The organism is Paenibacillus intestini (genome assembly GCF_030803945.1).
Lineage (GTDB): Bacteria > Bacillota > Bacilli > Paenibacillales > Paenibacillaceae > Paenibacillus > Paenibacillus polysaccharolyticus.
On the sequence record NZ_JAURUN010000013.1, the window covers coordinates 33,442 to 48,323 of the forward strand.

General features: G+C 43.8%; 11 protein-coding genes. 2 read left to right on the forward strand and 9 right to left on the reverse strand.

All coding sequences use genetic code 11. The annotated features are described in order from the left end of the window. Positions 1 to 58: 58 nt before the first annotated feature. Both J2T16_RS25020 and J2T16_RS25025 read right to left on the reverse strand, forming a co-directional pair. Positions 59 to 1,831 carry a SulP family inorganic anion transporter gene (locus tag J2T16_RS25020; protein WP_499019453.1) on the reverse strand — a complete coding sequence of 591 codons (1,773 nt, stop codon included), beginning with the start codon at positions 1,829 to 1,831 and terminating at the stop codon, positions 59 to 61. Between the two features lie 184 nt (positions 1,832 to 2,015). Further along, positions 2,016 to 2,345: an ArsR/SmtB family transcription factor gene (locus tag J2T16_RS25025; protein WP_154891673.1), complete on the reverse strand. Its 330-nt coding sequence runs from the start codon at positions 2,343 to 2,345 to the stop codon at positions 2,016 to 2,018. Between the two features lie 132 nt (positions 2,346 to 2,477). On the opposite strand from J2T16_RS25025, the gene J2T16_RS25030 reads away from it, so the two are divergent. Then, a complete protein-coding gene (locus J2T16_RS25030) occupies positions 2,478 to 3,206 on the forward strand; it encodes a suppressor of fused domain protein (RefSeq protein ID WP_499019454.1) in 729 nt (242 codons plus the stop codon). 103 nt (positions 3,207 to 3,309) lie between these two features. Here J2T16_RS25030 and J2T16_RS25035 read toward each other — a convergent pair whose 3' ends face one another. From J2T16_RS25035 to J2T16_RS25060, 6 genes are all read right to left on the reverse strand, one after another. Further along, entirely contained in the window at positions 3,310 to 4,887 is a 1,578-nt protein-coding gene (locus J2T16_RS25035; RefSeq protein ID WP_499019455.1) for a glycoside hydrolase family 43 protein, read from the reverse strand. Next, positions 4,884 to 5,783: a carbohydrate ABC transporter permease gene (locus J2T16_RS25040; protein ID WP_186375587.1), complete on the reverse strand. Its 900-nt coding sequence runs from the start codon at positions 5,781 to 5,783 to the stop codon at positions 4,884 to 4,886. Before J2T16_RS25040 ends, J2T16_RS25035 begins: the two co-directional genes overlap by 4 nt. A gap of 15 nt (positions 5,784 to 5,798) precedes the next feature. Next, entirely contained in the window at positions 5,799 to 6,773 is a 975-nt protein-coding gene (locus J2T16_RS25045; protein WP_186811797.1) for an ABC transporter permease, read from the reverse strand. A 321-nt stretch (positions 6,774 to 7,094) separates the two neighbouring features. Further along, positions 7,095 to 8,765 carry an extracellular solute-binding protein gene (locus J2T16_RS25050; RefSeq protein ID WP_499019456.1) on the reverse strand — a complete coding sequence of 557 codons (1,671 nt, stop codon included), beginning with the start codon at positions 8,763 to 8,765 and terminating at the stop codon, positions 7,095 to 7,097. Between the two features lie 155 nt (positions 8,766 to 8,920). Beyond that, entirely contained in the window at positions 8,921 to 10,525 is a 1,605-nt protein-coding gene (locus J2T16_RS25055; protein ID WP_499019457.1) for a response regulator transcription factor, read from the reverse strand. Positions 10,526 to 10,536: 11 nt separating this feature from the next. Then, positions 10,537 to 12,339 carry a sensor histidine kinase gene (locus J2T16_RS25060; protein ID WP_221788454.1) on the reverse strand — a complete coding sequence of 601 codons (1,803 nt, stop codon included), beginning with the start codon at positions 12,337 to 12,339 and terminating at the stop codon, positions 10,537 to 10,539. 638 nt (positions 12,340 to 12,977) lie between these two features. On the opposite strand from J2T16_RS25060, the gene J2T16_RS25065 reads away from it, so the two are divergent. Further along, positions 12,978 to 13,622: a hypothetical protein gene (locus tag J2T16_RS25065; protein WP_221788452.1), complete on the forward strand. Its 645-nt coding sequence runs from the start codon at positions 12,978 to 12,980 to the stop codon at positions 13,620 to 13,622. Positions 13,623 to 14,170: 548 nt separating this feature from the next. Here J2T16_RS25065 and J2T16_RS25070 read toward each other — a convergent pair. After that, positions 14,171 to 14,878: a DNA alkylation repair protein gene (locus tag J2T16_RS25070; protein WP_221788451.1), complete on the reverse strand. Its 708-nt coding sequence runs from the start codon at positions 14,876 to 14,878 to the stop codon at positions 14,171 to 14,173. Positions 14,879 to 14,882 lie beyond the last annotated feature (4 nt).

A 14,882-nucleotide genomic window follows, 5' to 3' on the forward strand; every position in this document is an offset into this window, starting at 1 on the left:
TCTGATATATCATTAATATACTTAATATATATCATAAAGGGATTTATTGGAACATTTATTAAGGAGCCGCTTTAGCGGTCACAACTTTCCACTTTTGCTGCTGCTCAGGCTTAGACTCCAACCCACAACCAGACAAAGCCGCACACTCCCGGAACGCAAAATGTTTGCATCCCTTACACTTCTCTTGGTTCAGATGCCTTAATGCATAGGTTATAGCTTCTCCCGTATGTTCAAACCGATGTGCCGAATCTAACCGTTCCAACAAACCTGTTCGTTTCAGCATTTCCAGCGGTTGCTCCTGAAGTCCCGACAACAGTACGATCCCACCAGAACGTTCAAAATGCTTGATTAAACTAGCCAGGTTAGCCTCTCCTGTTGTATCTATAAATGGAACTTTCCCCATGCGCAACAAGAGCATGCCTGGACGCTCCGGAAGTGAATCCATAACCGATTTTTCAAACATATCCGCTGCACCAAAAAATAACGGTCCTTCGATCGTATACAAGCTGATCTGTGGACAATCATGTCCCTCCCGTACCATATGAGCCATAACCTTCTCATGTTTATGATCCGGATCAGGCAGCACCTTGGCTACTTTCAGCATCTCGCTCATTCGTTTCACAAATAGAATGACCGCCAGAATCAATCCCACCTCCACCGCAGTCGTAAGGCTCGTGAATATAGTAAGAAGAAAGGTCAAAAGTAACACAAGTGAATCCCCCGTTTTGGTTCGTAGTACATAAGCAAAGGATTTTCGTTCGCTCATATTCCAGGCCACCAACATCAGAACCGGCGCCATACTGGCAAGCGGTATATGGGATGCATACGGTGCAAATAAAATCAGAACAAGCAAAACAACAACACCATGAATTACGCCCGATAATGGAGACACTGCACCCGATTTAATATTTGTTGCTGTACGAGCAATGGCTCCTGTCGCTGGAATTCCACCGAACAATGGTGTGACAAGGTTGGCAATCCCCTGCCCAATCAGTTCCCGGTTGCTGTTATGGCGGCTGCCCGTCATACCATCAGCGACAACAGCGGACAACAGCGATTCAATACCACCGAGCATAGCAATGACAAAAGCAGGTTGCAGCAGATTCACGATACGCTCCCATGTGATCTCCGGCAAGCGGAATCCAGGTAAAGTTCCAGGAATAGTACCGAAAGATGAGCCAATCGTAGCCACCTGATCTTTGAAAAAGACGGCTGCAACAACGGTCGAGCATATCAGACCCAGCAGGGAAGCAGGCACTTTGGGTGCAAACTTCGGCACAAGCAGAAGAACAGCCAGGCACACCCCCGCTGTCAGCAAACTGTATATATTAATCGTCCCGATGTGCATCCCGATCTCTTTCATATTGGAGTAAAAATCTTCATGTTTCGTGACACCCTTAAGTCCCAGCACATTAACGATCTGTCCACTAAAAATCAAAACAGCGATGCCTGCTGTAAAGCCAATCGTCACGGGTCTTGGAATGAATTTAATTAATGCTCCGAGTTTGAATACCCCCATAACAATGAGCATCAGTCCAGCCATCATGCCAGCAATGAGCAAATTTTCATAACCATACTGCATGACTATAGCAAAAAGAATCGGAATAAATGCCCCTGTCGGCCCACCGATCTGAAATTTGGAACCGCCCAGCAGTGAAATCAAAATACCTGCAATAATGGTGGTATACAATCCATATTCCGGCTTGACTCCAGAGGCGATGGCAAAAGCCATACCCAGAGGAATCGCAATAATACCTACAATCAGCCCCGATATCAGATCCTTGCGAAAATCAGCTATTCGATACCCCGCATATCTCCCGATGCCTCTCATGCTCCATGACCTTCTTTTCTTCATATATTTGAATATTTGAATATAAAGTGAACACTACTCCTTGATATATGCTCTGTCAATCGCAAATATCACAATCCTATAAAATTGTGCTTCCGCTACCTGATCTTGCAAACATCAAAACAAGAGCTCCCGTTCAAACTTCCGGTTGCTCTTGTTTCCTGTGTCAGCTGTCTTTACGCATATCCTCAAGCATCGAAATCGCATCGACTAGATGGTTATCAAAAATCTGCTTGGCAACGGCAAGCAGTTCCTTAATCAGCGGATCACGAAGGGAGTATGTGACTGTAGTACCTTCTTTCATGCCCTGTACCACATTTTTGCTACGCAACACAGCCAGCTGCTGGGATACCGCAGAACCTTCCGTTCCAAGAATGCTTTGCAGTTCATTGACGCTTTTATCTCCTTCACTCAGCAGTTCCAGAATGCGAATTCGCATCGGATGTGCCAGTGCTTTGAAGAAATCGGCTTTGAACTGTTGTACGTTCTGATTCATACCCTTTTGCTCCTTCAATCGAACTCATCAACCTGACCCTATCATACCATAGAACGAAGTGAGGGCTTCCATTCACACGATATGATATGATGAAAAAGCGAATACATTATTTGGTGCAAAGGAGCAGTAAACATGTCTAATTCATCTGAATATTCGCCTTCTGGCGTTCCTATTATTCGTCATAAAGATTTGGATCGCGAGTGGCAATCTACTTCTTATGCAACAACCGAATGGCTGCAGCGGATTGAGAAACACGCGGATACATATCTTGGCGAAGCCGACTCTGTGTTCCATGAGCTGGTGTCCGATAGAGTTCATATCGATGTCCATATCATTCGTCCAACACCAGAACGTAATTATTATACGTTGTATACCACAGGTATGAGTGCCTTGCCAATGAATACGCCTGAAGATGCAGAGGACTATGAGTATGCAGAACTGATGATATGTTTACCTCCGGATTGGCCTCTATTAGAAGAAGAATTAGAAGAATCCGATAATTACTGGCCGATCCGATGGTTGAAAACGATGGCTCGACTGCCACATGACTATGATACCTGGCTGAGTTGGGGTCATACAGTACCCAATGGCGACCCGGCAACGCCATTTTCTAACAATACAGATATGTGCGCCTTAATCGTGTTGCCTCCGCTTGAGGTTGAAGAGGATTTCCTCACACTGGACATGGGGGGTGGGCAAACTGTGCACTTCTATGCGATCCTTCCCATTTATCTGGAGGAGCTTGAACACAAGCTGGAGTATGGCTTGGACGCTCTGCTTGATCAATTTGAAGCACATGACGTGAACGAAATTTTGGATGTAAACCGGGTCAATACCTGCGGGGGAAACGTAGCATCCTAATCCAGATATGTTCACAACGAACATCAAAAAAGCTCAATCCTGTGCGCATCTGCTACTGGACTGAGCTTTCTTGGATGGATATTTTGTTATTCGCCGTTACATATCAGTACGAACCATATTCGAACCAGTCAAAGTCCGCCACCTGATCGGAAGACTCACCATTGCTGCTACTAAACATGCCGATACAGCACCCAACAAAACCACCAGCCACTTCCGTGCTCAAGCCGGTCGTATTCACTTGTCCTGCAACCAAATGATACTTACTTCCATCTGTACTGTAGTAGAAGCTGAGTTGTTGTCCTAGCGCCACGAGTTTAATGTAAACACGCGGAGTTTTTCCATCCAGCACAACTTGGCCAACCTGTGATTCCTCACCACCAAGCCACGTCATTACCCGCAGCACCTGCTGCTCACCTTCACATGCCAGTTCAATTCGCACGTGATACTGGTCATTCTGGATAACCACCAGACCCGCCGTCTCATATTCATGCTGCGGCACAAATTCCATCGCAGTCGCTGCAACATAATCCATATGCCGCTGCCGTACACAGACAAAGCTGGAATTCTCAAGTTCCTTCAATGTTTGCGGTTTCAGCTTCAAGCGCAGGTAACCTTTGCGTTCAGTCAACGAGTACAGGTTCTCCTGAGGATTACGCAGGAACATCCACTGCAGGCCCAATTCATCATTGTCAAAATTTTCACAGCGGAGATCTGGTTCCACAGGTACTGCTGGCAGATTCAATACCCCCTGCTCCTCCAGTTTGCCCAGCCCTTGATTGACGACAGGCCAGCCATCTTCCCATTCCACTGAAGCAATGAATGTCTCACGACCAAGATTACTGAAAGCCCCACCATATGGTCTGGAAGCCAACATCACCATGAACCATTGACCGTTAGGTGCCTGTACCAGGTCAGCATGTCCAACATTAATAACCGGATAATGCTTGCCCATATGACGATGCGTAATAATCGGATTATTCGGATTACCGACATAACCGCCGGTCAAACTGCTGCTGCGTGCAATGGTAACCGCATGGTTCAGACCTGTGCCACCTTCGGCAATCATCAGGTAATAATACTCACCCATTTTGTACAGATGCGGTCCTTCCGGCCAAATCACATCTACCATCGCCCCACGCCACAGAACATAGCTGTCTCCGACCAGCTTCATGCTACCCAAATCCAGTTCACGAAGCCACACTTCCCAGTTTCCGTTGTAACGGACGCCTTCCGAGCAAGGCCGTGTACCTAAATAGTATGCTTTGCCGTCTTCATCGAAGAATATGGTTGGATCGATACCTTCTGCACCTTCAATAAAATAAGGATCAGACCATGGCCCAGCTGGATCGGTAGCGGTTACAACAAAGTTCCCACCATGAGATACATTCGTTGTGATCATATAAAAGAGTCCATCATGATGCCGAAGCGTCGGTGCAAAGATCCCCTGCGAATGCCCTGCGCCCTCCAGATTAAGCTGAGACTCACGATCCAGCACATTGCCGATCTGTTTCCAATGAACCAGATCACGGCTGTGAAAGATCGGAACGCCAGGAAAATAAGCAAACGTGGATGTGACCAGATAAAAATCTTCCCCCACCCGGCAGACAGATGGGTCTGGATAAAATCCTGGCATGATCGGATTGTTAAACGTGCATTGCTCGCCTTGATTAACATTGTTCATTCTTTTACCCCTCCAATGGTGAGTCCAGTGACAAAGTATTTTTGCAAGAATGGATAAAGCACAACAATAGGCATGGCTGTCACAATGGTGATGGCTGCCCGAATGGATACGGGGGTGACCATATTCGTCACATTTTTGTATTGATCCACATTGACCGTTCCCCCTTGTGACGTTGCCGAAGATAACAGCTTCATCAGTTCATATTGCAAGGTGGTCAAATTGCGGTTACCTGCCGTATAGAGCATGGAGTCAAACCAGGAGTTCCACTGACCTACAGCAATAAAGAGAGCCACCGTAGCCAGCACCGGCTTAGAGAGCGGAAGCACAATGCGCATAAAGATGCGGAAATCTCCTGCACCATCCATTTTCGCCGATTCAATCAGCCCTTCGGATAACCCCTGAATATAGGTACGGATGACAATCATGTTGAATACCCCGATGAGTCCGGGAATAATGTAAACCCAGAAGCTGTTCAGTAGCCCCACTTGTTTGATCAGCATGTATCCAGGAATCAAGCCGCCGCTGAAATACATCGTAATCACAAAGAGTGTCGTTACAAACTTGTTGAACATGTATTCCTTACGGCTTAGTACATAAGCCAGCATGGCTGTACAGAAGAGCTGTACCACGGTTCCAATGACCGTTCTGGCAACTGAAATAAATGCCGCTTGGGTCAAATGTGGATTTTGGAACACAGAAACATAGTTTTGCAGCGTCCACTCTCTCGGCCAGAGATAGATTCCCCCGCGAATCGTATCCAGACCGTTATTGAAAGATACGGCAATGGTGTTTAAAAAAGGATATAACGTAACAACCATAACAAGCAACATAAATATGCCATTGGTGATAGAGAAAATTGAGTCACCCAGGCTTCGTTTTCCGCTAATTCGATTCACAGCGCTGCCCCCTTATCATATCAACCGCTCTTCACCAAGAGATTTGGCAATCCCGTTGGCGATAAAGATGAGCACTAGACTGACCACACTTTTGAAGATTCCTGCCGCGGTGGCAAGTGAGTAGTTTCCAAGATTAATCCCGTATTTTAGAACAAAGATATCAATCGTCTCGGATACATCCTGCACCAGTCCGTTCCCCAGCAAATATTGAATCTCAAAGCCTGCATTCAGTACGTTACCGACGTTGATAATCAGCAGGATAATAATTGTTGGTTTGATACTCGGAAGTGTGACATTCCACATTTTACGGAAACGACCTGCTCCATCAATGGAGGCTGCCTCATACAGGCTTGGATTAATGGAAGCCATGGATGCCAGATAGATAATCGTGCCCCATCCGATCTCTTTCCACATGCTCGACAGACCAACGATGCCCCAGAAGTATTTGGGTTCGGCAAAGAAATTAATCGGCGCATCAATCAGCCCCAGCTTGGTCATCAGCACATTCACAATCCCGTTTTCCGTAGACAATACATTCGCAACAATGCCTGTCACAATGATCCACGATAGAAAGTGCGGAAGATAAGAAACGGTCTGCACGACACGTTTAAATAAAACCAGCCGTAGTTCGTTGAGCAAGAGTGCCAGACCAATTGAACCGACAAATCCAAGAAACAGACTGATCAGACTCATCGCCAGTGTATTGCGAATGACACGCAAGAAAGTCGGGTCTGTAAATAACGTTCTGAAATGATCCAGTCCTGCCCAATCCTGCTCCATAAAACCAAGGCCTGGTCTATAGTTTTGAAAAGCCATGAGCCAGCCCCATAAAGGCCCATACGCAAAAATAGCAATAAACGCAATGAAGGGGAATGACATCCACATCAATTGGCGCTGACTTTTCATTCTGGACAAGTTATACCCGATCCAGCTCTTCCCCGAAGGAATATGACTTGTGTTGACCGAGGACTGTAGCTCCTTTTTAGCCATGCTTTTCTCTCTCCTTGATTACGAGTTTTATCTATATCATCCGAACCGGGATTCGGATGATTTCGAATCCATTCCTGTCCAATGGTTACACGTTTATGTGTGGATTAAGAAAGGCTACAGGATATCCCATAGCCTCTCTGCCTTAAACCTAGCTATTGATTACTGATATTGATTTCTTACTAGTCGTATTACTCCTCACACCACTTATCATGCTATTTGTCATATTTCTCTTACCGCAGTACTTTTCGTAAGGCTTATCGTATTGCTTATTTTGCTTCTTATCGTATAGCCTGTCTCACTACTTGCATCTGTTTCACCTATTTAACCCCACAGCTCTACACGTCTGCGCACCTCTTCGGTCAGTGCATCCTCATAGGCTTTGATATCTGCACTTTCTTTCAGTGTGGATTGATATTCTTCCCACGCCTGATCAAACTCTGCTGGTGAGGTCATGATCACTTTAGGCAACCATTTGCGTTTCACATCGTCCATCTTCTGTCTGGCAATCGTTTCTGGTTTATTCGGTTCAAAATTGAACGTGTAGATCGGGAACCATGGTTCATTCTCTTCTGCTGGTTCCAGGAAATCCGTGAATTTAGTGTATCCGTAAGCTTTGAGCACTTTTTTATCAATGTCATTCAATGTAGCAAGGTATTCTTCAGGCTGTTCTTTCGGGTCCATCGCGTTTTTACCGTCTGCTGTCATGCCTTCATGGTGAGGGAAATATACCAGCGGGCTTCCAGTGTTGGCGAGTACCCAATCCGGATCTTTCGAATTGGCACGTTGCTCCTCGTTACGGGAGAATACACCTTTGTCATCCACCTGATAATCTACATCTTTCTGTCCCCACGTTCTCAGAACTTCCGTCTTCGGATCAAGCAGGTCGTTAATGTATTGAAGCGCTCCTTCAACATCTTTACAGCTCTTCGTGATCGCTAGTCCGCCGTTGACGTTCAGAATCGGCTTATGCTGATAACGTCCTTTTACATCTTCGGACAACGTAATGGACAGTGGTACATAGGTTCTTTCATACAGCTTTTGTTTGACCAGAGAAGCCTCTGCATCGAGGAACTGCCATCCCTGATCGACCATTCCCAGTACACGTCCCGTTGAAATTTTGGAAATGTACTGATCGTAGTTGGCGGTGAACGTTTCATTGTCGACGAGCCCTTTGTTGTAGACCTCATTGATCTTTTTAAAATAAGCCTTGGCTTCCGGAATCGTATTGTAGTTTTTCGCTGTTAACGTAGCCTTATCAACAATTGCGGCTCCTTCATTCGGATAGCCGGCCAGGAACAGCGGCGGGTTCTCCAAGGCGAAGTAACGCCAGTCGTAAGAAATGATCTCGAATCCGATGGTCGGCTGGCCGTTAATCGTTGGATTCGCTGCTTTGTACTTTTCGATCAAGTCAAAGTACTGATCCAGCGTTTTGATTGTTGGATAATTCGCCCACTCCAGCACCGCTTTTTGAATCCAGAACGCTTCCCCGTCATGGGATACTTTCATAGACTCGCCTTGTAAATTCCCGAATTGCGGAATGAAGTAGATATGACCATCCGTTGAATTCTTCATTTTCTTCCAATTGTCACCGAGATAGTTTTTGATATTCGGATATTTGTCGATGTAGTCTTCGAGTGGCACAAGCGCACCGGCAGATACTAATTGCTGTGTACCATCACTGCCATCAATAAAATCCGGATACTCCCCGCCTGCAATCATTACTCCAATTCGTTCTTTGGCGGTCTGGCCTGTGAGCCAATCCATCGTGACACGCACGCCTGTTTTTTCCTCAATAGCCTTCATTACGCGGTTATCATCAGGTGCGAGCTTGCCTGGTACAGCAAAAAATGCGGAAAACTGCTTCAGTTCTTTGCCGTCTGCCGTTTTCTCCTCCGATTTGGAAGCCCCTGGCGTACAACCGGCAAGCACAACCGTAAACATCAACGTGAGTAGAACGAGTTGCCTTAATCTTTTTCTGACATCCTTTTTCATCATGACCCCTCCAGCGAAGTATGTTGAGAGACACTCTTTAGAAAGCGCTTTCCAAAGGTTGATTTAAAATTATCATTGTTACCTGTCCTGCTCAACGGGACAAATTATAGACCTCATCCCAATAATTCCAGATATACAAAAAATCCTGCTCCCCCTCAAGGCGCGCAGGATGATGAATCCGAGTTATGCATCGTTTGTGCCCTTTTTCGATACTGGGCAGGCGTCTCTCCCCTGATTTTCTCAAACCGGTTAATGAAATAATCGGAGTCCCGATACCCAACCTTCGTTGCAATCTCATAGACTCTATAATCCGTTCTGCGTAACAATCGAATGGCCTCGTCAATACGAATCTGATTCAGGTAATCACTGAAACTCACGCCATAATGCTTTTTGAAAATCTGGCCCAGATAGGCGCTATTCATGAAAAAATGCTCTCCAAGCAGCTTCAAGCTGACATTTTCCATATAGTGCTCATGAATGTAAGCCTCGACTCGCGCCAGTACACCCATTGCATTCCACTTCTGACGCTCTTTCAGCTTCTCCGCACATGTGTATGAAAAGTCGCAGAGATTCTCGATATTCTCTTCCATGGACAGCATGGCATAGTTCGTCTGCAGAAATGTGGACTGCATCCATTCCTCATCTGAATTCAGATCAGTATCGTCCCTGTTCACCAATCCAAGCAACGTGTACGCCAAATAATGAAGATGAATGCCCACGATGCCCGGCTCAATGCGTTGCTCCAGAAAAAATTGAAAAATGGCCTGCGCATGACCGCGTATATCTTCAGTCTGTTGCTCCTCGATCGCTTTAATCAGTCCGTCAAAGAGCTGTTTTTCCCGTCCGGCTGGTTGATTGGTAAATACACTTGTGTCCATATGTTCAAAATAATAAATCGGCCCGTACGCACTAAAGAAACGCAAACTTTTAATCTTACCGCAAGAATAATAGGACTCGTGCAGTTCCTCCAGCCTGTGCACTTCCTTGCCGACATAGATGGCTATGGCTGCACCCTGTATCTGACTTAGCTCTGTATACAGCCTTGTAACGTATTGTTCCAGTGATAATGCCTCACGCTTCAGCAACAGGTCGGTCACAATATGCAGCACTCGGTTTTTCTCACCTGTAAAAGATTTCAGGACATAGCCTACATGATTCTGATTGATATGGGCTTCCACGAGCAGACTCCCATCGTTCTGCTGTTGTTCTCGCTCCGATTCCGTTTCAATCATCAAGCATCGCAACTTCGTCATTACATCCCCATATGAGACCTGGATACTGGCGAGTGTATCTTCATCTGCCGTTCCAATCAAAATCGATTGCACCTGTTGAGTCATAACGATATGTTCCTGTTTTTCCTGATGCCGCTTTTCTTCCGTTCTTTCCATGAAAGCCTTGCGGAAGGCCTCCAGCACTTGCAACAACTCATCCTTCACAATCGGTTTAAGTATATAATCGTTCACCTGATATTTGATCGCTTGTTTGGCGTACTCAAACTCATAGAAACCGCTAAGTAACACCATCTTCATCTCGCCGCCGTATTGTTCATAGATGATTTTGGCAAGTTGCATGCCATCCATTTCCGGCATTTTAATGTCGGATATGACGAGGTCAGGCCGCATTGTTCGGATACATTCGAGTGCCTGTACCCCATTAGAAGCCTGACCACAAACTTGAAACCCAAGTGAATTCCAATCGATCAGCAAAAGCAGTCCTTGGCGAATAAATGGCTCATCGTCCACAATCAGCACGTTGATCATATTCTCGCTCCTTATCCCTGAGATGCTTGTACAAGCGGAATTTGTATGCGAATCGTAGTCCCCTTGTACCTTTCACTGTCAATGCTTACTTGCACACGTTCATCGAAATACATTCGAAGCCGAATATATGCATTCATCACTCCAATGCTGCTCAGTTCGCTAAGCCGTTCCAGACTCGGATCAAGCAACATCGTTCGAATGAGTTCCAGTTTGTCCTTCTCCATGCCAACTCCAGTATCTTGGATCACAATATGTAGTTGCTCGTTATACTTCTGGAATCTGACTTCCACGACTCCATCATTTAAGCCACCTTCAATACCATGGATACAAGCGTTTTCGACAAACGTTAACACGGTCAGCTTCGGAATCTTCATCTCCAATATCTCAGCATCGGTAACGTCAATAACGAACTGTAACTTCTCGCCAAACCGATATTGCTGGATCACCAGATAACTTTCGACAAAACGAATTTCATCTTGAATGCTTACGAGATCATTGCCCCAATTAATCGTTTGCCTGAGCAGCAACGCCAGCTTCTGAATGATATCAGAGGTCTCATGTTCATCCTTGATCAGACTCCGCATGCGAATGGTTTCTAGTGTATTAAACATAAAGTGTGGATTGACCTGACTCTGTAGCGCCTTTAATTCAGCCTGTTTCTTGGAAAGTTCAAGCGCCTGCCGTTCGACCTGCCCTTTAAATACGATCTCGATCAGATTCCTGATTTTGATGACCATCATATTGTAACTATGGGTTAAGCTACCGATCTCATCCTTGCCTGCAGGTTCTACAATCACTTCAAATTTTTCCTGTTTAACTTGATCCAAATGCGTTGCAATTCGGCCTACCCTGTGAACAAGGGATCTGGAAATAAGCCAGATAAGCAGTGTTGGTACCAGCAGATTAACAATAATCAGCAGAAGCAGATTGAATCTGGAATCCACGATCTCCGTCAGAAAATCCAGCTTCTCTCCACGCACAATAATCTGCCAATTTTCCGATACGACAGGAATCAATTCTGTGGACTGTCCCTCATCCTTCGACATGCCAGACATGAGATGGAACGGCTTCCTTGCCTGATTCATCTGTGCATCATTGGAGAAAATAATCCGATCATTCGAAACGATATAGATTTTGCCGCCCGCTCCCTCATTTTTGAACGATTTGTTAATGAAGGCGTAGTCGAGATCTACCTTCAATACTTTTTCCACCTGTTGTTTCCCGAAATAATTGAGTTTGCGTATAATGCTAACCTTACGGCCGCCTTGAGTTTGCGACATCTCTGCCTGCTGCTTGTCAAAATAGGAATAAATCATCATCTGGTCGTCTGTGTTCATGAGCGCCTGATACCATTCACTTTTCCTTATGTCATCATTCAGCTTGATAAAGTTGCCGCCATTTACAAACGTATCGTTATCTACATAAAACGTCACCTGATTCACTTGCTGATAACTGTAATAATACCGAACCAGATTGTTGCCGCTCAGCATATCATAATATGCAAAATAATAGTCTTCCTGATTGTTGTATTTGGACTCCATAAACCGATTTAGCGTAGCATCCGTATATAAAAAATTGGATACGTACAGGCTGTTATCCAAGCTGTTCCGCAGATTAAAGCGAATCCGTTGCTGCATTTCGTTGATCCGGCCCTGTTCTTTGGCTTCAATCTGTCCTTTGATGCTTTGATAAAACACGGCATTAGTTGCCACCACAGGTACAAGCACACAAAAAATAAACATTATGTATAACTTCGTTCTAAGACTCCAATCATCCAGTAACTGAATACGCTTACACTTTAACTTGCGTTTCATGTCGTTGTTGTCTCCCCCACCCGTGTCATCCATTACCACCATTATAACGAGCCATGGTGATAATGTCTCATTTGAAGTCTACAACATTCGTGTGCCTATAATTACAACCCTTTTCAGTCTTATTTTAATAATTTCATTCGTACAAATCCGCTGAGATTGTGAATTTTTATGTGATTTTCATTCACATCCAATTTTCTTAAAACAGATACGAAACTTGTTTGGTATGAAAGGATTATATCAAAGTAGTTGTTGTTGATATCAAATTCTCAGGTGTGTTGTACACATTTTGGTATAACACCGATAATTATCGTCACAAATATTTATTTTTGGGTGAAAATGTTATTAATTGTTATCTTGTGATTCCAAAGGAAAGCTAAGAAAAGAGACCGACTAATTGATCGGTCTTTCCATATGTATGTCAGCGTGCTCCTTAAAGTATAAACTAATCGTAATCACCTCTGTATATATGAACTATTCGTAGAAACCACAAAACCCTTAAAAAGTAAAATTTATTTTCAATTTTTTTACATAATGAGTGTATACATTTTTTTCAAAAAAAGTATAATGAGAGAAGATTTAAGTTGGCCAACTCCAATACTACTATTACACTACTAAAAGGAGCTTTAAGGAGCTTTCAAATGAGAAGAATTTTCACTGTTTTTCTTACAATTTGTTTATTGGTATCAAGTGTTCCCCTAGCAGCATCTGCAGAAAACAACGAGAAGGTTTCTCCTGTTATTGATGAACGAGTAATCAATATTTTAGAACAAAATAATATTGACTATCAAATTCAAGATGGTACTCTTAAGTTAAGTGAAATTACACCTGAAGCTATTGCTACTGTAAACAAATTACTTAATTCAGAGTTCAAAACAGAGTCCAAAAATAGCCTCGCTGCTACTTACCCAACTCCATATACACATATGAAAAATTATGATATTTATACTTCAGAAAAGTTCCAAGCAGCAACAAAAACTGCTTTAGGAGCAGCCGTCGTTGAATGGGCTAAAGGGAAATTTATTCCTGATCCATGGAAAATAAGTATTGCGGCAATTGGAGGCTTTGGGGTTTACTATTTCGTTACATCCAACAAAGAGAACTTATTTATTTCTATTAAATACTATTACAGAGCATTAGGGCCAGGATTTTTCACTGAAAATGGTAATTTTATTGGGGACTATGAAATTTTGAAAGAAATCAGAGTTACAGCTAATTCTAATCATACTGGCGGTAACATTGAACACGACGCAAGAAAGTCTAGTGTAGTTGAACCTTGGTTCTGAAATGAGATGATACTATTTTAGGGTACTTAATTACTTTTATATTAAACTTTATACTCGCTTACTTTATCTACAATGACCCAAGTTACATTAAGCCTGTTGTTCATTCTATTCTTATAACAATTGTAATTTTTTCAATTGATATAATTAGAAAGAAACACAAAAAACATCTAGATAAAGAATAGAAAATTAGCCCCAGACAGCGATCCGAGTCTGGGGCTAATCACATTTAATATTCTGTGCATCAAAATATGCTTAATGAACTTTTTGACAAAGGATACTCTCAAAGTACTATAACTGAGGTGGATTTAAAGATAATCATGGAAAGAGTAGGTCATGATGATGCAAAGACCACACTCAAAATATATACTCACGTTAAAAAATCACAAAGCATTTCTCAGACATCATAAAAATATGAGTTTTTCAGGAAATGTGATTCTTATGTGATTTTCAGTATTATTTTGATATGTAGACAGCCATAAAATACTTGAAATTATGGCTGTTTTCAATAATTTTTCGTTCCATGGTGATAATGGAATACACGTTTCGGACTAACATCTTACATATTTACGTTTGAATCCAAGCTGATTGCGATTCAGTGCCTTTTGAATATTGTCGGAAGCACTGATTAGCTTGCTTTTCGGCTTGTCCAGACCCACTTCAAGTGGGCCAACCCTTTTGGCCGTTTCCACCGCTAGCTCATGCAACGGAACGTAGGACATGCTAACCGTATAGATAAACAGATTCATGGCTATTTTGGCACGTTCAGGCGCACTGTGAATCGTTTGTTCGACTTGCTCAAGCATCTGTCTGATTTTATCCTCCTCGAACTCGTTATCTTTACGGCTACCTAGAAGCCAGCAGTAACAACTCCATCCGCCGGACATTCGCAGCTCTTCTCCGCTCGCAATCCAGGTGTCTGCAACCTCCTGGGCAATATCCGTCTCCGCTAAAGTTACAGCAACGATATAATCGGACACCATATAGAAATACGCCGCATCCATCCAGCGATCAAAATCGGCGTGGGTCATCACTTTCGGGTCAGCAATCACACCTGCAAAATACATGGCATCATAGTTGCCTGTTGCATACAATTGCTCAGCAAGCGGCTGATTTTTCTTGATCTGCTTCGCCATCGGTTTCATCGCCCCTGTCGCAACTCCAAACAAGGGTTCATGCGCACCATTAGAGAGATATATTTTTTTCGTGCGTTCTTTGCCCAGAGCCTCAAGCTCTTGCATAACCTCGTTTACATTCATGTGA